The 20,767-nt window shown below is 65.5% G+C and carries 16 protein-coding genes; 3 read left to right on the top strand and 13 right to left on the bottom strand.

Features of this window, described 5'->3' with window-relative positions:
• The first annotated feature begins 53 nt into the window (after window positions 1-53).
• Complete coding sequence (locus tag DCM80_RS12735; protein ID WP_373569403.1) at window positions 54-2,063, top strand: autotransporter outer membrane beta-barrel domain-containing protein; 2,010 nt, start codon at window positions 54-56, stop codon at window positions 2,061-2,063.
• A gap of 10 nt (window positions 2,064-2,073) precedes the next feature.
• Here DCM80_RS12735 and DCM80_RS12730 read toward each other — a convergent pair whose 3' ends face one another.
• The 3 genes from DCM80_RS12730 to DCM80_RS12720 form a co-directional block, all read right to left on the bottom strand.
• On the bottom strand, window positions 2,074-2,670 hold the full coding sequence (locus DCM80_RS12730; protein WP_257197279.1) for a glutathione S-transferase family protein: 597 nt from the start codon (window positions 2,668-2,670) through the stop codon (window positions 2,074-2,076).
• A gap of 208 nt (window positions 2,671-2,878) precedes the next feature.
• A complete protein-coding gene (locus DCM80_RS12725; RefSeq protein ID WP_257197278.1) occupies window positions 2,879-3,334 on the bottom strand; it encodes a GNAT family N-acetyltransferase in 456 nt (151 codons plus the stop codon).
• 7 nt (window positions 3,335-3,341) lie between these two features.
• Window positions 3,342-4,268, bottom strand: coding sequence for a hydrogen peroxide-inducible genes activator (locus DCM80_RS12720; RefSeq protein WP_257197277.1), 927 nt, complete (start codon window positions 4,266-4,268; stop codon window positions 3,342-3,344).
• Between the two features lie 114 nt (window positions 4,269-4,382).
• Here DCM80_RS12720 and katG point away from each other — a divergent pair, with 114 nt between their 5' ends.
• The gene (gene katG, locus DCM80_RS12715) at window positions 4,383-6,548 is read left to right on the top strand and encodes a catalase/peroxidase HPI (RefSeq protein WP_257197276.1); all 2,166 of its coding nucleotides are present in this window, start codon (window positions 4,383-4,385) and stop codon (window positions 6,546-6,548) included.
• 438 nt (window positions 6,549-6,986) lie between these two features.
• Here katG and pnp read toward each other — a convergent pair whose 3' ends face one another.
• From pnp to rimP, 8 genes are all read right to left on the bottom strand, one after another.
• Complete coding sequence (pnp, locus tag DCM80_RS12710) at window positions 6,987-9,143, bottom strand: polyribonucleotide nucleotidyltransferase (protein WP_257197275.1); 2,157 nt, start codon at window positions 9,141-9,143, stop codon at window positions 6,987-6,989.
• 469 nt (window positions 9,144-9,612) lie between these two features.
• Window positions 9,613-9,882 (bottom strand): 30S ribosomal protein S15, encoded by a 270-nt coding sequence (gene rpsO, locus DCM80_RS12705; RefSeq protein ID WP_028133641.1) that lies wholly within the window; start codon window positions 9,880-9,882, stop codon window positions 9,613-9,615.
• 2 nt (window positions 9,883-9,884) lie between these two features.
• Window positions 9,885-11,018 carry a tRNA pseudouridine(55) synthase TruB gene (truB, locus tag DCM80_RS12700; protein WP_257197274.1) on the bottom strand — a complete coding sequence of 378 codons (1,134 nt, stop codon included), beginning with the start codon at window positions 11,016-11,018 and terminating at the stop codon, window positions 9,885-9,887.
• Entirely contained in the window at window positions 11,015-11,449 is a 435-nt protein-coding gene (gene rbfA / locus DCM80_RS12695) for a 30S ribosome-binding factor RbfA (RefSeq protein ID WP_257197272.1), read from the bottom strand. Before rbfA ends, truB begins: the two co-directional genes overlap by 4 nt.
• Window positions 11,450-11,603: 154 nt before the next feature.
• Window positions 11,604-14,303 (bottom strand): translation initiation factor IF-2, encoded by a 2,700-nt coding sequence (gene infB, locus DCM80_RS12690; protein ID WP_257197270.1) that lies wholly within the window; start codon window positions 14,301-14,303, stop codon window positions 11,604-11,606.
• A gap of 70 nt (window positions 14,304-14,373) precedes the next feature.
• A complete protein-coding gene (locus DCM80_RS12685; RefSeq protein WP_257197269.1) occupies window positions 14,374-15,057 on the bottom strand; it encodes an RNA-binding protein in 684 nt (227 codons plus the stop codon).
• 22 nt (window positions 15,058-15,079) lie between these two features.
• A complete protein-coding gene (gene nusA, locus DCM80_RS12680; protein ID WP_028133646.1) occupies window positions 15,080-16,690 on the bottom strand; it encodes a transcription termination factor NusA in 1,611 nt (536 codons plus the stop codon).
• Window positions 16,691-16,692: 2 nt separating this feature from the next.
• Window positions 16,693-17,448, bottom strand: coding sequence for a ribosome maturation factor RimP (gene rimP, locus DCM80_RS12675; RefSeq protein WP_257178990.1), 756 nt, complete (start codon window positions 17,446-17,448; stop codon window positions 16,693-16,695).
• Between the two features lie 359 nt (window positions 17,449-17,807).
• Between rimP and DCM80_RS12670 the strand changes: the two genes are divergently transcribed.
• The gene (locus DCM80_RS12670; protein WP_257197266.1) at window positions 17,808-18,890 is read left to right on the top strand and encodes a DUF2336 domain-containing protein; all 1,083 of its coding nucleotides are present in this window, start codon (window positions 17,808-17,810) and stop codon (window positions 18,888-18,890) included.
• Here the strand turns inward: DCM80_RS12670 and trmB are convergent.
• On the bottom strand, window positions 18,887-19,597 hold the full coding sequence (trmB, locus tag DCM80_RS12665; RefSeq protein ID WP_257197265.1) for a tRNA (guanosine(46)-N7)-methyltransferase TrmB: 711 nt from the start codon (window positions 19,595-19,597) through the stop codon (window positions 18,887-18,889). The two genes, DCM80_RS12670 and trmB, sit on opposite strands and share 4 nt — an antisense overlap.
• Window positions 19,594-20,751, bottom strand: a complete 1,158-nt coding sequence (locus DCM80_RS12660) for a M20 family metallopeptidase (protein WP_257197264.1) — start codon at window positions 20,749-20,751, stop codon at window positions 19,594-19,596. The genes trmB and DCM80_RS12660 overlap by 4 nt, the downstream gene beginning before the upstream one ends.
• Window positions 20,752-20,767 lie beyond the last annotated feature (16 nt).

Genomic DNA, 20,767 nt, shown 5'->3' with positions numbered 1-20,767 from the left:
CTGCCGTGGTGGCGCCGTAGGGTCGTATCTCCTGCGGTCCGGGAGGAGTGATCGTGCCAAGGCTGCATGCGACAAGGCTGCATGCGATAGGTCGCGCGAGCGCGCTGGCGTCCGTAGCGGGCGTGATGCTGCTCTGCGGCGGTTCGCGAGCCCTGGCACAATCGGCGATCTGGGACACGACCCTCTCCAACACCAACTGGTACGTGCCGACGGCGCAGCTGCTGGCCTATGCCGCGCCGAGGACCGGCTTCTCCAATCCGATCCCGATCGGCGACCAGACGCTGTGGTCGCTGGCGACCGCGACCAACGGCTCGTTCACGGGAACAAGCGTGGCGCAGCTCAAGATAGGTCCCGCGCTTCTCACCGATAACTCGACCATCCAGGGGTTTGTCACGACGGGGGGCCAGATCACGATGCAGTTTACGCCGACGTCCGGCGGCGCGGTGACCGTTGGTCTCGGCCACATGAGAACCATTGGCGGCGTGACCTCGATGGAGATGCAGATGATCACGGGCGACAGCGTGCTCGTGACTCATTGGGCCTACATGTTGCCCTACGATCCCGCGACCTTCACGCCGCCGGCCTCGCAGCCCGTTCCCGCCAACTCCGTCCCGCAATGGGCGTGGATGCCAGGCACGCCGTGGCGGATCACCAGCAATTCGTTGTTCGGCACCTCCGCGCCCGGCCGCTTCGTCATCACGAATTACCAGAACGGATATTTCTGGGGCGCGGGCGTCGCGCCCGCAGGCAGCTCTGCCGCCAACTTCACGCTGCTGGGATCCGTGACTCCGGAGGGCAATGTCCTGTTCAACACGCTCTCGCGCGGCACGCTCGCCAGTCTCTATGGCACCGCCAGCGGCGACGGCTCGGGCGCGCAGATGCTCGTCAGCACCTACGATCTCTCGGGCAACCCGACCGGCGGCGTCGCCTATATCTCCCTGGTGCGCCCCTATGCCGAGACGCTTCAGGCGCAGAACAGCCGCGCGGGCCTAGGCGCGGCCGACATGCTCTATCGCCTGTCGGCGACATCGCTCGGCTGGAGCGGGAGCATGGCGACCGGCTTCGCCGCGCTCGACAATCTCAGCGGCTCCGGTCTCGTCGACGCGGTCAACCAGACCTTGCCCGTCCTCACCGGCGCCGCATCGCAGGCGACCTATGCCACGCAGCGAATGTTTCAGCAGGCGATGACGGGGCGACTGGACCATGTGCTCGGGCTGAACACAGGCGTCACGCCTGAGCGGAATGTCTGGATGAAGCCGCTCGGCGGCAGCATCCGGCAGGGCGGCGTCGACGGCATCCCCGGCTATAGCGCGTCGGGCGGCGGCATTGCCGTCGGCGCGGACGGGGCGATCTCGCCGCGCGCGATGCTCGGCGGCGTGTTCGCCTACTCGCATCAAGCCGTCACCGGCAGCGAGGCTGCCGTCCCGCACCGGCTCGCCATCGATTCCTATCAGGGGGGTCTCTACGGGGCCTATGCGCTCGGCCACGGCCTTCAGGTCGATGGCCAGATCGACGGCGCGCTGAATGACAATGGCGAGAGCCGCTCGCTCACCTTTATCAACGGCACGGCCGGCGCCGGCTATCGCTCCTACAGCGGTCACGCGGGCGCCGGCCTCCGCAAGCTGATCCCGGTCGAGCCGGGGCTTACCATCGCGCCGTCGCTGCGGCTGGACTATGGCCATGTCGGCTCATCCGCCTATCAGGAGGGCGGCGCGGGCGGCTTCAGCCTCAACGTGGAGGCGCAAACCTATCGCGAGCTGACGCTGACGGCGGGGCTGAAGAGCGCGTACCAGGTCACGAAGCAGGTCTATCTCACTGGCGATGTCGGGGTCGGCTACAACACGTTGAACCAGGGACTGCAGATCAAATCGGCGTTCGCCGGCGGCGGCGATAGTTTCGTCACCAATGGCCTTGCGTTGTCACCCTGGATCTACTCGACCGCGCTGGGTCTCGTCGCGGCCGACGGCAAGGGTTTCGACCTCGGCATCCGCTACGGCTTTGCGGCGACATCCTCCGGACTGCTTCAGCAGTCCGGGCTCGCCGTCCTCAAGATCAAATTGTAAGCGCGCCGTCTCACCCTGCCGCGATCTTCTCCGCGCGCTGGAACGCCGGCCGCGCGGTGCAGCGCGCCAGATAGGCATCGAAGGCGGGGCGCGTCGGCACCATCTTGAACAGGCGCACCGCGAAGTTCAGACCCGAGCCGACCACGATGTCGGCCGCGGAAAAGTCCTCGCCGAGAATCCACGGTCCCTGGGCGAGCGCGGCTTCCAGCACGTCGAACACCTGCGTGGCGCTGCCCCAGGCCGCGGTCGAGGTCGGAATCTCGATCTTGGTGAAGATCTGGATGATGGCGGGCTCGATGCAGCCCGGCGAGAAGAACAGCCATTGCAGATAGCGCGCGCGGCGTGGATCGGTCACCCCCGGCGCGAGCTTCGTCTCCGGATAGCGGTCGGCAATGTAGGCACAGATCGCCGCGGCCTCGCCGAGCGCGGCATCGCCGTCGGTCAGCGCCGGCACCTTGCCCATCGGATTGATCTTCAAATAATCCGGCGCCTTCTGTGCGCCGGTCGAGATGTCCGTCAGCACCCGCTCATAGGGCAGGCCGCTCTCCTCCATCAGCCAGAGCGTCGTGAATGAGCGCGAGCGGGGCGACCAATAGAGCTTGATCATGGCGCGGACCTTCCAATGTGCGAGAGACCAGCCTAATTCATCGCGTGTCTGCCTGGAATCCGCAACTCGCTACGCATGGGAGGAGGCCGCGTTCGGCGCGCAATATCTTGGTCAACCCGAATGAATTAGTATGTGATCGCAACACCGGAATCGCAACCCGGGATGCGACTTGCTAACCAGTGTGTGGAGCCACCTTCGCAAGCACGACCTATGTCATCCGCTTCCATCGATAATACTTCATCGTGAATCCGTTCGACGGCTCGATCTCCTCCTTCTCGAACACGAAGCCTTCGCGTTCGTACCAGCGCCAGGCTTTTTCGTTCTCGCGGACGCAACGCAGATACATCTCATCCGGCATTTGCGTGCGGGTGAAGGCGAGCAATTGCCGGCCGAGCGATTGGCCCTGATAGGCGGGCGCGACGAAGAGCATGTCGAGATAGCGCCTCGGCACATGCAGCGCCAGCATGGCGGCGATGGCGCCCCGATCGTCGGCGACGAACAGGCTCCAGCCGTCCGCGATCTCGCGCCGGATGCGCGCGCGCAGGTTTGCCAGCAGGAAGTCGCTGGCCTCGCCGAGCCCGGTCGAGACCCAGCTTTCCATCCAGACGCGGCCGACCTCATCATATTCGCCTGCATCGGCGGGACGGATGACCGGAGGCGGCATCGGGACGTCAGGCTCTTAGGCTGCGCACGGATTGCCGCGCGCGCACCTTGCCGGCCGACAGGCACACCACTTCGGAGATCTGCAGCAGCTGCCGGGCCAACGGGCTGGTCTTGCGCCAGACCATGCCGATGGTGCGGGATGGCTGCGGATCGCGGAAGCGCGCGAGCGAGACCGAGGCCGATCGCGTCTCCACCGGCACTGCCATCTCCGGGATCAGCGTCACGCCGATGCCGGCGCTGACCATCTGCACCAGCGTCGACAGCGAATTGGCATCGAGCATCTCGCGCGGCGGCGCCGACTGCATGTTGCAGAACGACAGCGCCTGATCGCGGAAGCAGTGACCCTCTTCGAGCAGCAATAGCCGCATCTCGCGCATCATCTCGCGCGAAGGGGCCGGCGTCCCCTCATCGGAGCCCGGCCGGACTAGCAGGAATTTTTCCTCGAACAGGGCGACCTCGGTGAGCGAGGGCTCCGACACCGGCAACGCGACGATGGCGGTGTCGAGCCGCCCCTCCACCAGCTCCTGGATCAGCCGCGGCGTCATGGTCTCGCGCACGCGGATATCGAGCTCTGGATGCAGGCGCGTGAGATTCTTGGTGATCGTGGGCAGCAGGTAAGGCGCGATGGTCGGGATCATGCCGATGCGCAAGCGGCCGGCAAACCGGTCCTGCGAGGCGCGGGCGAAGTCGCCGAGCTCATCGACCGAGCGCAGGATTTCGCGGACGCGCTGGGAGAGCTCCTCGCCGAACCGGGTCAGCGCCACCTGGCGCGCGCTGCGCTCCAGCAGCAGCCCGCCCAGCGCCTCCTCCAACTCCTTGATCTGCATCGACAAGGCCGGCTGCGAGATGGAGCAGGCCTCGGCCGCGCGGCCAAAATGGCCATGACGCGCCAGCGCATCGAAATACCGGAGCTGGCGGAGCGTCACGTTCAGCATCAGCAAATCTTATTGCAGCGATCATTAAAGTCAACTTCCCCTGATCGAACGCGACGCTTAGAGTGATTCTACCTGGACAACGGCGCGAGTTCGACGCCACCAGAGGAGGTATTCATGGACGACACTTCGAAGTGCCCGTTTTCGGGCGGAAAACCCACGCGCGTGAACCGCGACTGGTGGCCGACGCAGCTCAATATCGAGGTGCTGCACAAGAATTCCGACAAGTCCGATCCGATGGGGAAGGACTTCGATTACGCCAAGGAGTTCAAGTCGCTCGATCTCAACGCAGTGATCAAGGATCTCACTGCGCTGATGACGGATTCGCAGGAATGGTGGCCGGCCGATTTCGGTCATTACGGCGGCCTCATGATCCGCATGGCCTGGCACAGCGCGGGCACCTATCGCATCACCGACGGCCGCGGTGGCGCCGGCGCCGGTCAGCAGCGTTTTGCACCGCTCAACAGCTGGCCCGATAATGCCAATCTCGACAAGGCGCGCCGTCTGCTGTGGCCGATCAAGCAGAAATACGGCCGCAAGCTGTCCTGGGCCGATCTGATGGTGCTCGCCGGCAACGTCGCGCTGGAATCGATGGGCTTCAAGACCTTCGGTTTCGCCGGCGGCCGCGTCGACGTCTGGGAGCCGGAAGAGCTGTATTGGGGTCCCGAGGGCACCTGGCTCGGCGATGAGCGCTACAGCGGCGAACGCCAGCTCGCCGAGCCGCTCGGCGCGGTGCAGATGGGCTTGATCTACGTCAATCCGGAAGGCCCCAACGGCAAGCCGGATCCGGTCGCCGCGGCCAAGGACATCCGCGAGACCTTCGCTCGCATGGCGATGAACGACGAGGAGACCGTCGCGCTGATCGCCGGCGGCCACAGCTTCGGCAAGACCCACGGCGCGGGCGATCCCTCACTGGTCGGACCGGAGCCGGAAGCGGGCGCGCTAGAAGATCAAGGTCTCGGCTGGAAGAGCAAGCACGCGTCGGGCCACTCCGGCGATGCCATCACCAGCGGCCTCGAAGTGACTTGGACGACGACGCCGACGAAGTGGAGCAACAATTTCTTCGAGAACCTGTTCAACTTCGAATGGGAGCTGACGAAGAGCCCCGCCGGTGCGCAGCAATGGACCGCCAAGAACGCCGAGGCGATCATCCCGGACGCGTTCGATCCGTCGAAGAAGCATCGGCCGACGATGCTGACCACCGACCTCTCGCTGCGCTTCGACCCGGTGTACGAGAAGATCTCGCGTCGCTTCCTCGAGCACCCGGATCAGTTCGCGGACGCCTTTGCCCGCGCCTGGTTCAAGCTTACCCATCGCGACATGGGTCCGATCCAGCGCTATCTCGGCCCGCTGGTGCCGAAGGAGACGCTGATCTGGCAGGATCCGATTCCGGCCGTGAACCACGAGCTCGTCAGTGAGCAGGATATCGCTGCGTTGAAGAGCAAGATCCTGGCGTCGGGCCTGTCGGTGTCCGAGCTGGTCTCGACCGCCTGGTCGTCGGCCTCGACGTTCCGCGGCTCGGACAAGCGCGGCGGCGCCAATGGCGCGCGCATTCGCCTGTCTCCGCAGAAGGACTGGGAGGTGAACGAGCCGGCGCAGCTCTCGAAGGTGCTCGGCAAGCTCGAGGCGATCCAGAAGGACTTCAACGCCTCCTCGGGCGCGAAGAAGGTTTCGCTGGCGGACCTCATCGTCCTCGGCGGCACCGCTGCGGTCGAGAAGGCGGCGAAGGATGCCGGCGTCGACGTCAAGGTCGGCTTCACGCCGGGCCGCATGGATGCGTCGCAGGAGCAGACCGATGCGGAATCTTTCGCACCGCTCGAGCCGCGAGCCGATGGCTTCCGCAATTACATCGGCAAGCGGCATCAGTTCATGCAGCAGGAAGAGGCGCTGGTCGATCGTGCACAGCTCCTGAGGCTGACCGGTCCGGAGATGACCGTGCTGCTCGGCGGCCTGCGCGTGCTCGGCGCCAATGCGAACGGTTCGAAGCATGGCGTCTTCACCTCGAAGGTGGGCACGCTCAGCAACGACTTCTTCGTCAACCTGCTCGACATGAGCGCGCAGTGGACGCCGGTCGCCGACGGCAGCTACGAGGCCCGCGACCGCAAGACCAACGCGGTGAAGTGGACGGGAACTCGCGTCGATCTGATCTTCGGCGCGCACTCGCAGCTCCGCGCCTATGCCGAGGTCTATGCCACCTCGGACTCCAAGGAGCAGTTCGTCAGGGACTTCGCCAAGGCGTGGACGAAAGTGATGAACCTCGACCGCTACGACATCGTGGCGTGAGGGTGGTTCACCTCTCCCGCTTGCGGGAGAGGTCGGATCGCGCAGCGATCCGGGTGAGGGCTCTCACCTCATTGGGAATCTCCCTGAGGAAGCAGCCCTCTCCCCGACCCACTCCCGCAAGCGCAGGGGAATCGCATATGGGAGCTATTTCGCCTGTGGCCATCCTTCGAGACGCTCGCCGTTGGCGGGCCCTCAGGATGAGGATGCGGGTGCGCGGCACCAGTTTCAAGGAGCACCAATGCTGCTTAGCCTCATCCTGAGGAGACCGCGAAGCGGTCGTCTCGAAGGACGAGGCGCGTGCTCAGGTCTCGCAAAGTGCCATATGCGATAGCCCTGCCCGCAAGCAGGAGAGGGAGCGCAGATCGCCCGGAGCGAACACGAACAAAAAGGGCGGCCTCTCGGCCGCCCTTCGTGCTTCTGATTGATAAGTAGCGAGGCTTACTCGCCGGCGGCTTCGCGCGGGGCCTTCTCGCCCTCGCCGCCCTTGCCCTCGAGGTCTTCGCCGGTGGTCTGATCGACCACCTTCATCGACAGGCGGGTCTTGCCGCGATCGTCGAAGCCGAGCAGCTTGACCTTGACCTTATCGCCTTCCTTGACGACGTCGGAGGTCTTCTGCACGCGGTTGGAAGCGAGCTGGCTGATGTGAACGAGGCCGTCCTTGGAGCCGAAGAAGTTCACGAAGGCGCCGAACTCCATCACCTTGACCACGGTGCCGTCGTAGATCTGGCCGACTTCCGGATCGGACGCGATCGACTTGATCCACTTGATCGCGGCCTTCATCGCCTCTCCGTCGCTGGAGGCGACCTTCACGGTGCCGTCGTCCTCGATGTTGACCTTGGCGCCGGTCTTCTCGACGATCTCGCGGATCACCTTGCCGCCGGTGCCGATCACTTCACGGATCTTGTCGGTGGCGATCTTGAAGGTCTCGATGCGCGGCGCGTATTCGCCGAGCTCGGCGCGCGCGTTGGTGAGCGCCTTCGCCATCTCGCCGAGGATGTGGATACGACCTTCCTTGGCCTGTCCGAGCGCCACCTTCATGATCTCTTCGGTGATGCCCTCGATCTTGATGTCCATCTGCAGCGAGGTGATGCCCGCTTCGGTGCCGGCCACCTTGAAGTCCATGTCGCCGAGATGGTCTTCGTCACCGAGGATGTCGGAGAGAACCGCAAAGCGCTTGTCTTCGAGGATCAGGCCCATCGCGATGCCCGCGGTCGGCCGCTTCAACGGCACGCCGGCGTCCATCAGCGCGAGCGAGGCGCCGCAGACCGAAGCCATCGACGAGGAGCCGTTGGATTCGGTGATCTCCGAGACCACGCGGATCGTGTAGGGGAACTCGTGATGCGGCGGCAGCACCGGGTGGATCGCGCGCCACGCCAGCTTGCCGTGGCCGATCTCGCGGCGCTTGGTGCCGCCGAGGCGGCCGGTCTCACCGACCGAATAGGGAGGGAAGTTGTAGTGCAGCAGGAACGTCTCCTTGTACGTTCCCGACAGCGCGTCGATGTACTGCTCGTCCTCGCCGGTGCCGAGCGTGGTGACGACCAGGCCCTGGGTCTCGCCGCGGGTGAACAGCGCCGAGCCGTGGGCACGGGGCAGCACGCCGACTTCGGCGACGATGTTGCGAACGGTTTTGCTGTCGCGGCCGTCGATGCGCTTGCCGGTGTCGAGGATGTTCCAGCGAACGATCTTGGCCTCGAGCTCCTTGAACACGGCGCCGATGCGCAGCTTGTCGTATTTCGGCTCCTGCCCTTCGGGGAAGTAGTGGGCGATCACCTTTTCCTTGACCTTGCCGACCGCGGCGTAGCGATCCTGCTTGATCGGAATGGCGTAGGCGGCGCGCAGCTCCTGCTCGACCAGGCCGAGCATTTCCTTCTCGAGCGCGGCATTGTCGATGACCGTGACTTCGCGCGGCTCCTTGGCGGCCTTCTCGGCCAGCTCGATGATGGCGTTGATCACCGGCTGGAAGTGACGGTGACCGAACATCACCGCGCCGAGCATGATGTCTTCGTTCAGCTCCTTGGCCTCCGATTCCACCATCAGGACGGCGTCGGCGGTGCCGGCGACGACGAGGTCGAGCTGGGTGTCGACCATCTCGTCGAGCGTCGGGTTGAGCACATATTCGTCATTGACGAAGCCGACGCGGGCTGCGCCGATCGGGCCCTTGAACGGCGCGCCGGACAGGGTCAGCGCGGCGGACGAGGCCACCAGCGCGACGATATCGGGATCGTTCTCCATGTCGTGCGACAGCACGGTGGCGATCACCTGGGTCTCGTTGCGCCAGCCGTCGACGAACAGCGGGCGGATCGGGCGGTCGATGAGGCGGGAGACCAGCGTCTCCTTCTCGGTCGGACGGCCCTCGCGCTTGAAATAGCCGCCGGGAATGCGGCCCGCGGCGTAGGTCTTCTCCTGGTAGTCGACGGTCAGGGGCAGGAAGTCGACGCCTTCGCGCGGCGCCTTCGCCGCGACGACGGTGGCAAGCACCACGGTCTCGCCATAGGTGGCGACGACGGCGCCGTCGGCCTGGCGGGCGATCTTGCCGGTTTCCAGCTTGAGAGGGCGTCCGCCCCAGTCGATCTCGACTGAATGCTTATTGAACATAGAGGTCTTCTTTCATGGGTTCTCGAAAGAGGGGACGGCTCTCGAAAAACAAAAACCATGCGCAAGATTGCGGGACGCTGATCTGAGCGGATGATCAGCGTCCTGCGATCCTGCCATGGTTTTTGGATGTCGGATGGCGTCCATCCTTTCGGGTCATACGGGCGCCTTGCCCGTTGTGCCCAGCCGCCGGATTGCTGCTGGACTGTCAGTCGGCACGAACGCGAACACCGAACCTTCGGTCTTCGCCCTTCATGCCCCGGATGCCGGCCGTCACTCGAGCATGATCCGGAAAAGTGTGAAGCGGTTTTCCGTAAAGATCATGCTCAAACAACCAACCAAAGTGCGATTCTTATCGCGCTTTGGGCCCGCATTCGACGCGCGCGCAGCCTCGATCAAAAAAAGCTCAAAATAAGCGCCTTCGTTCGAAACCGCGTGCGAAAACGCGCGCCAAGGGCGCGCGCAGGAACTCTTAACGACGAATATTGTGCTTCTCGAGCAGCGCCTTGTACCGCGCCTCGTCCTTCTTCTTGAGATAGTCGAGGAGCGAGCGGCGGGTCGAGACCAGCTTCAAGAGGCCGCGACGCGAATGGTTGTCCTTCACGTGGGTCTTGAAATGGCTGGTGAGGTTGTTGATGCGTTCCGACAGGATCGCGACCTGAACCTCGGGCGAGCCGGTGTCGCCGGCCTTGGTGGCATTCGTCTTGATGACTTCCGCTTTGCGTTCTGCGGCAATCGACATCGTCAATTTCTCTCGTTGCGACCGGGGCTGGCAGTCAGGCCGGTCAGGTTGAACACACGCTTGGGGATGATTTCGCCATTGCCGACTTCAGCAAGCGCGAGAAGCCGGCCTGCCACCGTGACATAGACTGTGCCGCTACAAGTGGGCGCATCCCGTCCGCGCAACAAAACGGCCTGGCCCCGATGGAGCCTTGCCGCATCAGCCCGAGTGACGGCCAGTGCCGGGATGTCGTCCAGCGCGGTCTCAACGGGCAAAAGCGCGTCGGCGAGGCTGCCCTCGCCGGACGCGGCTCTATCGCACAAAGCCTCCAGCTGATCCAGCGGAATCATGTCGTTTTCGCCAAATGGGCCGACCAGGGTCCGCCTGAGCGCGCAGATATGGCCAAAAGTGCCGAGAATCCGGCCCATATCGCGGGCCAGCGCGCGGACATAGGTGCCCTTGCCGCATTCGGCCTCGAACACGGCATGGTCGCTATCCGGTTGATCTACAAGGGTTAAATGGTGAATCTCGACCGGACGGGGGGGCAGTTCCACGACCTCGCCGTCGCGGGCGAGGTCGTAGGCGCGCTCGCCCTGGACCTTGATTGCGGAATAGCGCGGCGGGATCTGCTCGATCACCCCGGTGAAGCGGGGCAGCAGGGCCAGGATGGCCTCCCGGGTCGGGCGCTGCTCGGAGGTCGCGGTCACCCGGCCCTCGATGTCGTCGGTGTCGCGCTCCTCGCCCCAGCACACCGTGAACTGATAGCGCTTGCGCCCGTCCATGACGAAGGGAACGGTCTTGGTGGCCTCCCCGAGCGCGATCGGCAAGCCCCCCGAGGCGAGCGGATCGAGCGTGCCGGCGTGGCCGGCACGCTTGGCGTTGAACAGGCGCTTGAGCACCGCAACCGCCTGCGTCGAGGTCATGCCGATCGGCTTGTCGAGCACGACCCAGCCGTGGACGTCGCGCCGGTCGCGGCGGACCTGGTTGCCCTTCTGCTGCTTGGCGCGCGGATCGTTGTTGACACGGCGCGGCTCGTGATGCGGCTCCGAATTGCCGCCCAAGCCTGCGAAATTGTCGTCCGCAAGATTATTTTTCTGCACGTCGCGCTGATCGGCCTGTTCGCCGCTGATCGTGTCGTGAGCCGGGTCCATCGTCATCGTTCTTCTTCCCGATCCGTCTCCGGATCCTGTTCCAGATCCTTCTGCACCGCAGGTGTTCGCAAAAGCTTCTCGATCCGTTCCGCTTCGTCGAATCGTTCGTCGACGCGGAAGCGAATGTCGGGTGCAAATTTGAGGTTAACGCGCCGCGCGACTTCGCCGCGCAGGAACTTCTTGTTGCGTGCGAGCGCAGCGAGGACGACCTCGGTGTCGCGGCCACCGAGCGGCATCACGTAGACCGTCGCGAGCTTCAGGTCGGGCGACATCCGCACCTCCGGCACGGTGATGATGTGACCTTCGAGATCCGCATCATGCACGTTGCCTTGCGCCAGAATATCGGCCATCGCGTGGCGAACCTGCTCGCCGACGCGCAACTGGCGCTGCGAGCCGCCGCCGGGTGCGGAACTCTTTTTCTGATGATGGCGTGGCATTCTCGAAATCACCTCGTCATGCCCGTGCTCGGGACACGGGCATCGTCATCTGTCCTGTTGAAACGAAGAGGGGTGGATGGCCGGAAAAAATCCGGCCATCGCACTCCCGCAATTTCAGTTCAAAAAGATCCGGGCGCTTCGGTAAGATTTGGACTTACAGGGAGCGCTGGATCGTCTCCACGCGGTAACACTCGATCACGTCACCGGCACGCATGTCGTGGTAGTTCTCGAAGGCCATGCCGCATTCCTGACCGGACTGGACTTCCTTCACCTCGTCCTTGAAGCGCTTCAGCGTCGACAGCTTGCCCTCGTGCACGACGACGTTGTCGCGGATCAGGCGCACATTGGCGCCGCGTTCCACGGTACCGTCGGTGACGCGGCAGCCGGCGACCTTGCCGACCTTGGAGATGTTGAAGATCTCCAGGATGGCGGCATTGCCGAGCATGGTTTCGCGCAAGGTCGGCGCGAGCAGGCCGCTCATCGCCTTCTTCACGTCGTCCACGAGATCGTAGATGATGTTGTAGTAGCGGATCTCGATGCCGTTGCGCTTGGCGGCCGCAGCGGCTTCCTTGTTGGCGCGAACCGAGAAGCCGATGATCGCGGCGTTGAAGCCTTCGGCCAGCGTCACGTCGGATTCCGAGATGCCGCCGACGCCGGCATGCAGGATGCGGGCTGCGACTTCGTCGGTGCCGAGCTTCTCCAGCGAGCCGAGGATCGCTTCCAGCGAGCCCTGCACGTCGGCCTTGATGATCAGCGGGAATTCCTTGCGGCCCGCGGTCTTCAATTGCGACATCATCTGCTCGAGCGAGCCGCGCATGCCGGAGATCGAGGCCGCCGCGTTCTCGCGCTTCTGGTGCGCGCGGTAGCTGGTGACCTGGCGGGCGCGGGCTTCGTTCTCGACCACGGCGAGACGATCGCCGGCTTCCGGCGGACCGTTGAAGCCGAGCACTTCGACCGGCACCGACGGACCTGCCTCCTGCACGGTCTCGCCCTGATCGGAGATCAGCGCGCGGACGCGGCCCATCTCGGCGCCTGCGACGATGATGTCGCCGACGCGAAGCGTGCCGCGCTGGACCAGCACGGTCGCGACCGGGCCGCGGCCGCGGTCGAGCTTGGCCTCGATCACGGTGCCCTCGGCCGGGCGCTCCGAATTGGTCTTGAGGTCGAGGATGTCGGCCTGGAGCGCGATCATCTCGAGCAGCTTGTCGAGATTGGTCTTGTTCTTGGCGGACACTTCGACGTCGACGACGTCGCCGCCGAAGGATTCGACCTGCACCTCGTGCTGGAGCAGCTCGGTGCGCACGCGCTCGGGCTTGGCGTCGGGCTTGTCGATCTTGTTGATGGCAACGATGATCGGCACACGCGCGGCCTTGGCGTGATTGATGGCTTCGACCGTCTGCGGCATCACGCCGTCATCGGCCGCGACCACCAGCACGACGATGTCGGTGACCTTGGCGCCGCGGGCGCGCATCGCGGTGAACGCGGCGTGGCCGGGCGTGTCGATGAAGGTGATCTTCTTGCCGCTCTCGGGCGATACCACCTGATAGGCGCCGATATGCTGGGTGATGCCGCCGGCTTCGCCGGAGACCACGTTGGCGTGACGGAGCGCATCGAGCAGCGAGGTCTTGCCGTGGTCGACGTGACCCATCACGGTCACCACCGGCGAGCGCGTCTCGGTGTCGGTGGAATCGTCGACGGTGTCGAACAGGCCTTCCTCGACGTCCGATGCGGCAACGCGCTTGACGGTGTGGCCGAGCTCTTCGGCGATCAGCTGTGCGGTGTCGGCGTCGATCACGTCGGTGATCTTGTGCATCGCGCCCTGCTTCATCAGCATGCGGATGACGTCGACCGCGCGTTCGGCCATGCGGTTGGCGAGTTCCTGGATGGTGATCGCTTCCGGGATGACCACCTCGCGGATCAGCTTCTCCTTGGGCTCGTTCGAGGCGTGGCCCTTCAGGCGCTGGGTGCGGCGGCGGAACGAGGCGATCGAACGCTCGCGGACTTCGTCGGCATTGAGCGCGGTGACGACCGTCAGGCGGCCGCGCTCTTTCTGCGGGCCGGGCTTGTGGGTGGTCTTGGGAGCCGCCGCAGGACGCGCGGCGCCGCCGGGACCACGACGGATCTGGCGCGGACCGTCGTCCTCGTCGGGTCCGGCCGCGACCGCGGGTGCGCGACCGAGCGGTCCGCCGGCCGGCCGCTGCGTGCTGGTTCCGGGACGCGTTGTCGTCGCTCCCGGGCGTGCTGGCGCGGTTCCGGTTCGCGCTGCGGGCGCTCCGGGCCGCGATGTTGCCGCGGCCGGGGCCGCCGCGGCGGCGCGCGGGGCGGATTGCGGCTGCTCGCCTTCGCCGAAACGCTTCTTGGCCTCGGTCTCGGCCTTGCGCTTGGCCTCGTCCTCGTGGCGGTGGCGCTCTTCCTCGGCCTTGCGGCGGGATTCGGCGGCCTCGCGCTCGGCGCGTTCGGCGGCTTCGCGAACCGCGCGGCGCTGGGCCTCTTCCTCGGCCTGGCGGCGCTCCTCGACTTCGCGCACCTTGGCATCGGCCAGCGCGCTGGCGCGGGCGGAGCGTTCGTCCTCGGTCAGCGTGCGCAGCACCACGCCGGAGCCGGCGTTGCGCGGCGGCGCGGGACGCGACGGGGCGGGCGTGGGCGCGGCCGGCGCGGGCTTTGCCACCTCGGCAGCCTGCGGCTCGGGGGTGCCGTCGATGCGGCGCTTGCCGCGCTTCTCGACCACGACCTGCTTGCTGCGGCCATGGCTGAAGCTCTGGCGCACAGTGCCCGTTTCGACGCGCGGCTTGAGCGATAGCGTCTTGCTCGGAACGCTCAGCTTCTTGTCGCCAGGGGTCTTGGTATCAACCATTCAGCAGTCCTAATCCTGATTTATCAGTGTTGTGCGTTGCCGCACCGTCCAATCGGGTCGTCGTTGTCGCTCAGAAATCCTGGCCGTGCTCTTCGGCAGTCTTGTCATCGTCCGCCATCCGGTATCGGACCAGCATCTGGCTACGTGACAGGAATGACTTGCTCGCCGGGCCCGCGAGCACGGCAGCATGTATCACATTTGACCGGGTCAGTGCCAAATCCAATTCTACCGATTTCAGCGCGGTGACGACGGGAATCTGCGGCTTGGCGCCGCGATTCCCGGCATTTTGACGTGCCAGCATGTCCAATTTGCGGATTCCGTCCGCGGCCCCGTCGCTGGCGTGGATCAGGACCTCGACCGTGCCTTCCCTCAGGGCGCTCTCGACTTTGCCGAAGCCGGTCACGATCTGGCCGGCCTTGGCGGCGATCCCAAGGGCTTCCGTCACGCTCCGAACCAGAAGCGTCTCGATGTCGGCAGGAAGCGTCTGAGGGGGCCGCAGCTCGCGCTTGAAGGCCTTGCTAAATTGGTGACGCCGTACCGCTTCCGCAACCACCCCGCGGGAGGCGGTGAGCCACATGCCGCGTCCGGGCAGCTTGCGCTTGAGATCCGGAACTACCTCACCCTGCGGCGAAACGACGAAACGGATCAGCTCGTCGATCGGCCGGACTTGCCGACTGACAGCGCACATCCGCATGGTCGCGGACCTTTCGGTCCGCGGGCCATGGTCAAGTTCGAGGTCAGTGTCTGCAAGCATCCGGGCGACATTCTCCTTGCCCTTAAGCCGGCTGATCTTCGGTCGCCTCAGCCTCCTCGGTGGGCTTGGCGAGATCGGCCTCGGTGATCCAGCCGGCCTTGACGCGGGCCTGCATGATCATGGCTTCGGCATCGTCGCGGGAGATATCGATGCCGTCGAGCGCGCCCGGATGTTTGGTGGGCTCGCCGCCTTCCTTGCGCTCGGTCCAGCCGACCAGATCGTCGGTGGCGCAGCCGGCGAGGTCCTCGACCGTCTTGATGTCGTTCTCGCCGAACTTCACCAGCATCTTGGAGGTGACGCCGGGCACGTCCTTGACGGCGTCCTCGACACCGAGCTCCTTGCGCCTCGCCTCGATCTCGGCTTCCTGCTGCTCGAGATATTCGCGGGCACGGCTCTGGAGCTCCTGCGCGGTCTCCTCGTCGAAGCCCTCGATGCTGGCGAGCTCCTTGAGGTCCACCATGGCGAGTTCCTCGACCGAGGTGAAGCCCTCGGACGCCAGCAGCTGGCCGACCACTTCGTCGACGTTGAGCGATTCCATGAAGACGCGGGTGGAGTTCTCGAAGTCGGCCTGGCGGCGCTCCGATTCCTCCTGCTCGGTCAGGATGTCGATGTCCCAGCCGGTGAGCTGCGAGGCCAGACGCACGTTTTGGCCGCGGCGGCCGATCGCCAGCGAAAGCTGGTTGTTGGTGTCGGGCACGACGACCTCGATGCGCTCGCGGTCCTCGTCGATGACGACCTTGGACACTTCGGCCGGCGCCAGCGCGTTGACCACGAAGGTCGCGATGTCAGGCGACCAGGGGATGATGTCGATCTTCTCGCCCTGCAATTCGTTCACCACGGCCTGCACGCGCGAGCCGCGCATGCCGACGCAGGCGCCGACCGGATCGACCGAGGAATCGCGGGAAATCACGCCGATTTTCGCGCGCGAGCCCGGATCGCGGGCGACCGCCTTGATCTCGACGATGCCGTCGTAGATCTCCGGCACTTCCTGCGCGAACAGCTTCGCCATGAACTGCGGATGGGTGCGGGAGAGGAAGATCTGCGGACCGCGGGTTTCGCGGCGGACGTCGAAGATGTAGGCGCGGACGCGGTCGCCGTTGCGGAACACTTCGCGCGGCAGCATCTCGTCGCGGCGGATGATGGCTTCGCCGCGGCCGAGATCGACGATCACGCTGCCATATTCGACGCGCTTGACGACGCCGTTGACGATGTCGCCGATGCGGTCCTTGAATTCCTGGTATTGCCGGTCGCGCTCGGCCTCGCGCACCTTCTGCACGATCACCTGCTTGGCCGATTGCGCGGCAATGCGGCCATATTCCAGCGGCGGCAGGGTGTCGGCGATGGTGTCGCCGACCTGGGCGCCGGGATTGGCGCGCTGCGCGTCGACCAGCGAGATCTGGTTGGAATGATTTTCGACCTTGTCGACCACCAGCATGTGGCGCGACAGCCGCAGCTCGCCCTTCTTCGGGTCGATCTCGGCGTGAACGTCGGTCTCGCTGCCGTAGCGGGCGCGCGCGGCCTTGGCGATGGCGTCCTCCATCGCCGCGATGACGATACCGCGGTCGATCGATTTCTCGCGCGCAACGGCGTCGGCGATCTGGAGCAATTCAAGTCGATTGGCGCTGACTGCCATGGCTAGTCTCCTTGGTCAGGATCGGTCTCGCCGCGCCGCGCGCGTTCGGCGGCAAGGCGATGTTTCTTCGTGTTGGTCGGAGCCGGTTTCTTTTTCGGCTTGGTGTTCTTGGTGATCTTCGCGCTGATCTCGGCATGCGGAGGAGCCGGCGGCTCCAGGCCGAGATCCCTGCGCATCTTGCGCTCCTCGGCCTTGCCGCGGCGCATGGATTCGGCGATCAGCTCGTCGGTCAGCACCAGCCGGGCCTCGCCGATATCCTCCATGGTCAGGAGCACGTCGGGATTGTCGCCCGGCTTGACGTCGTCGCGACGCAGATGCACGCGGTCGCCCTCGACGGCGCCGAGCGTGCCGCGGAACCGCTTGCGTCCCTCATGGGCAACCGCCATCTCGATCTTCACCAGATGGCCGCCATAGCGTTCGAAATCGGAGCGGCGGACCAGCGGACGGTCGATCCCCGGCGATGAAATTTCCAGCCGGTAGGCGCGATCGATGGGGTCGGCGACATCGAGCACGGGGGAGAGCGCCCGCGAGATCGCCTCGCAATCTTCGAGCTGCATCGAGCCGTCCGGCCGCTCGGCCATGATCTGCACGGTGCAGCCGGCCTCGCCGGAAATGCGGATCCGCACCAGGCGATATCCCATGCCTTCCAGCACGGGCGCTGCGACCGCGGACACCCGTGCCGCCACGCCCGGCTCGACCACGAGTCTCGGCTCGGCCAGCAATTCGGCGTCCGTGGAACCAGGGTTCGGTTCGGTCATGTCCAGGATCAGGCGCTCGATGGTTAAGGCTTGGTTAAGATTTCAAAGCCCGCTTCGGAATGTCCCCGACACGGGTCGGGCCGCATCTTCCGCCACGCCGCGTTCCGGTAATAAAAAAGAGCGGGTCCTTTCGGGCCCACTCTCACTACGCGGATCGTATGAGAAGATGAATTGGCGCTGATATAGCGCTTTCCCCCCGCCCGGACAAGGCCCATTGCGGGGGAACGGGGCCTTTTTGCGCCGTTCCGCGACCGTCCTGCGGCAACGCTTCCTTCACCCGGGGCGGCTAAATTCCCCGATTGTGGGGCGGCTTGGACCAAGGGCGCACCCGCGGCGTGCCCTGATCGAGTTGCGTTTTCATGACCGTTGCCACGTCGCTCATTCCCGGACTGGACGATATCGTCAAACGCGGCGATCCGCGGCGGCGCGGCGAGATTGCGCGCGCCATCTCCGAATTGTTCTTCCAGGATTCCGCCAATCTTCGTCCCGAGCTCATCGATCTCTTCGACAACCTCCTGATCGATCTCGTCCCGCATGCGGAGCTTGCCTCGCGCGCCGACCTCGCCGAGCGCTTCTCGCATTTGAACAACGCGCCGCCGCATCTGATCAACCAGCTCGCGCGCGAAAACGAAATCATGGTGGCGGGTCCCGTGCTGCGCCGCTCGCCCGTGCTCGATGACACCGCCCTGGTCGAGATCGCGCGCCTGAAGGGCCAGAGCCATCTGCTGGCGATGACGGAACGCCCGACATTGTCGCCTGCAATCACCGATGTGCTGGTCGAGCGCGGCGATCGCGATGTGGTGCGCCGCGCCGCCGGCAATGCCGGCGCGGCATTCTCGCCCGGCAGCTATTCCGAGATGATCAAGCGCGCGGCGCGGGACGGCGTGCTGACGCTCAAGATCGGCCAGCGCACCGACCTTTCGGGCGAGAACCTGAAGGAGCTTCTCGGCGGGACGCTCGACGTCATCCGCCGGCGCCTTTCCACCGTGGTCGATCTCGCACGCCAGGCCGAGATCAAGCGCGCAATGGCGGCGATCGAGGAAGCCGCGCTGCCGCCCGGACCCCGGCGCGATTTCTCGGCGGCCCAGCGCACGGTGCTCTCCCTGCATCGCGAGGGCCATCTCGGCGAAAGCGCGCTGCTCGGCTTCGCCAAGGCGAACAAATACGAGGAATCGATCGCAACGCTCTCGGCGATGTCCGGCGTCCGCCTCGCGATTCTCGACCGCCTGATCTCGGGCGACCGCTACGATCCGATTCTCATCGTTGGACGCGTGCTGAATCTGGGCTGGCCCACGGTGCGCGCGCTCATCCTGCTCTGGTACGGTCCGCATCGTATTCCGGCGGATGCCGACATCGAGGCCGCGCGCGCGAACTTCACGCGCCTGATGCCGACGACCGCCGAGCGCGTCGTGAATTTCTGGCGCAACCGGCAGACGATCTAAACTCGCTTGAACCGCAGGTAGGCCGCCTTGCGTCCCTCGCGCGCGGCCTTGCGGCCGTAGCGCGTCATGGTGTAGCCGGCCCATGGCTGCCTGAAGTCGTCGGCGCGTTCGGCAAGCCAGACGAAGTCCTGCGAGCGCGCAAGATGCGACAGCGTCCAGGCGCAGTAATCGTCGATATCGCAGACGAAGCGGAATTCGCCGCCTCGCTTCAGCACGCGCGCCATCGCCGCGATGGTGCGGTCCTGGACGAAGCGCCGCTTCCAGTGCCGCCGCTTCGGCCAGGGATCGGGGTGGATCAGGTCGATCCGCGACAGCGATGCCTCGGGCAACCAGGCCAGCAGCTCGGCGGCATCGCCCGCGAACAGGCGGATATTGCCGATATTGGCGGCCTCGATCTGCGCGAGGATCTTCGCCATGCCGTTGACATAGGGCTCGCAGCCGACGAAGCCGGTCGTGGCGAATTTCTGCGCCTCGGCCGCAAGATGCTCGCCGCCGCCGAAGCCGATCTCGAGCCGCGCATCTTCGGTCCCGGCGCCAAAGATCGCGCGGACGTCCGCCGGCGTCTCAGTGTGGATGTCGAGCGCGAGATGCGGCAGCAGATGATCGACCAGCTCGGCCTGGTGCTGCCTGAGCTTGTGGCCCTTGCGGCGCCCGAAGAAGGCGCGCTCGCTGTCGTCGCGACCGGGATCTGATTTGCGTTCGCTCATCGCAGCGTCTGATACAGGCGATGGAGCAGCCGCGCGCGCGGCGCAAGCGAGGAGACGTAGAGCTGCTCATAATGGGTATGGGCGCCCTTGCCGTCGACGCCGAGCCCGTCCAGCGTTGCGGTATGCGGGGCGGTGAAATTGCCGTCCGAGCCGCCGCCGGTGTGCGTATCGATCAGCTCGAAGCCGATCTCGCCGGCGAGCGTCTTCGCGTGCTCGAACAGCGCGGCGCCCGCATTGCTCTTTTCGTAGGGCGGACGGTTGAGCTCGCCTGTGACGGTGACGGTGACGCCGTCGGTTTTCGAGGTCAGCGCGAGGATCCTGCCGACGAACTCGTCAGCGTCCGCGAGGCTCAGCACGCGCAGGTCGACTTCGGCATAGGCCTCTTCCGGCGTGACGTTGGGGCGCGTGCCGCCGCGCACCACGCCGACATTGACGGAGACGCCACGGGCGAGGTCGTTCATCCCTTCCAGCGCCAGGATGACGTTGGCGAGCTCGCGGACGGCGCTGCGGCCGTCTTCGGGCCGCGAGCCGGCATGCGCCGGCACGCCCTTGACGAACACGCGGAAGCGGCCGACGCCCTTCCGTCCGGTGACGATCTTGCCGCCGTCGCGCGCCGGCTCCGTCACCAGCACGTATCTGGCCTTGCGTCCTTCCTGCTCGATCAGCGCACGCGAGGTCGGGCTGCCGATCTCCTCGTCGGAGGTGAACAGGTGCGTGATGCCGAGCGGCGAGCGATCGGCCGTCGCACACAGCGCGCCGAACGCGTGATGGGCGATGTAGGCGCCACCCTTCATGTCGTAGATGCCGGGGCCGAAGGCGACGTCGCCTTCGACCTTGAACGGCAGGCGTTCGATGAATCCCATGGGATGGACCGTATCGAGGTGGCTCAGCACCAGAATGCCCGGCTGGTCCTGGCCCCAGGTCGAACGCGCCAGGAGATGGTCTCCGCAGCCGCCGACACCGGCGACGCGCTCGAGCCTGACGGGCAAGTCGCGATATTGCTCCGCGACGACGGAGACCAGCTTGTTGACCTGCTCAGGCGCTTCCGTCGGTGTCTCGATCTCGACCCAGCGGCGGATGCCGTCGAGGATAGTTTGGGAATCGAACCAATTGGTGCTGGCCATGACTGCATCTGTGCCCTTGAATCGCATCATCGAAGCGGACGCACGA

Origin of the sequence: Bradyrhizobium sp. WBOS08, assembly GCF_024585125.1 — a bacterium.
Lineage (GTDB): Bacteria > Pseudomonadota > Alphaproteobacteria > Rhizobiales > Xanthobacteraceae > Bradyrhizobium > Bradyrhizobium japonicum_B.
Note: the sequence above shows the minus strand (reverse complement) of the source record. Positions and strands in the feature narration are given on the sequence as shown.

Excerpts from the sequence above, each read along its gene's own strand:
- DCM80_RS12730 (WP_257197279.1), bottom strand. The coding sequence starts at position 2,670 with ATGATCAAGCTCTATTGGTCGCCCCGCTCGCGCTCATTCACGACGCTC.
- DCM80_RS12725 (WP_257197278.1), bottom strand. The coding sequence starts at position 3,334 with ATGCCGCCTCCGGTCATCCGTCCCGCCGATGCAGGCGAATATGATGAG.
- DCM80_RS12720 (WP_257197277.1), bottom strand. The coding sequence starts at position 4,268 with ATGCTGAACGTGACGCTCCGCCAGCTCCGGTATTTCGATGCGCTGGCG.
- katG (WP_257197276.1), top strand. The coding sequence starts at position 4,383 with ATGGACGACACTTCGAAGTGCCCGTTTTCGGGCGGAAAACCCACGCGC.
- pnp (WP_257197275.1), bottom strand. The coding sequence starts at position 9,143 with ATGTTCAATAAGCATTCAGTCGAGATCGACTGGGGCGGACGCCCTCTC.
- rpsO (WP_028133641.1), bottom strand. The coding sequence starts at position 9,882 with ATGTCGATTGCCGCAGAACGCAAAGCGGAAGTCATCAAGACGAATGCC.
- truB (WP_257197274.1), bottom strand. The coding sequence starts at position 11,018 with ATGACGATGGACCCGGCTCACGACACGATCAGCGGCGAACAGGCCGAT.
- rbfA (WP_257197272.1), bottom strand. The coding sequence starts at position 11,449 with ATGCCACGCCATCATCAGAAAAAGAGTTCCGCACCCGGCGGCGGCTCG.
- infB (WP_257197270.1), bottom strand. The coding sequence starts at position 14,303 with ATGGTTGATACCAAGACCCCTGGCGACAAGAAGCTGAGCGTTCCGAGC.
- DCM80_RS12685 (WP_257197269.1), bottom strand. The coding sequence starts at position 15,057 with ATGCTTGCAGACACTGACCTCGAACTTGACCATGGCCCGCGGACCGAA.
- nusA (WP_028133646.1), bottom strand. The coding sequence starts at position 16,690 with ATGGCAGTCAGCGCCAATCGACTTGAATTGCTCCAGATCGCCGACGCC.
- rimP (WP_257178990.1), bottom strand. The coding sequence starts at position 17,448 with ATGACCGAACCGAACCCTGGTTCCACGGACGCCGAATTGCTGGCCGAG.
- DCM80_RS12670 (WP_257197266.1), top strand. The coding sequence starts at position 17,808 with ATGACCGTTGCCACGTCGCTCATTCCCGGACTGGACGATATCGTCAAA.
- trmB (WP_257197265.1), bottom strand. The coding sequence starts at position 19,597 with ATGAGCGAACGCAAATCAGATCCCGGTCGCGACGACAGCGAGCGCGCC.
- DCM80_RS12660 (WP_257197264.1), bottom strand. The coding sequence starts at position 20,751 with ATGATGCGATTCAAGGGCACAGATGCAGTCATGGCCAGCACCAATTGG.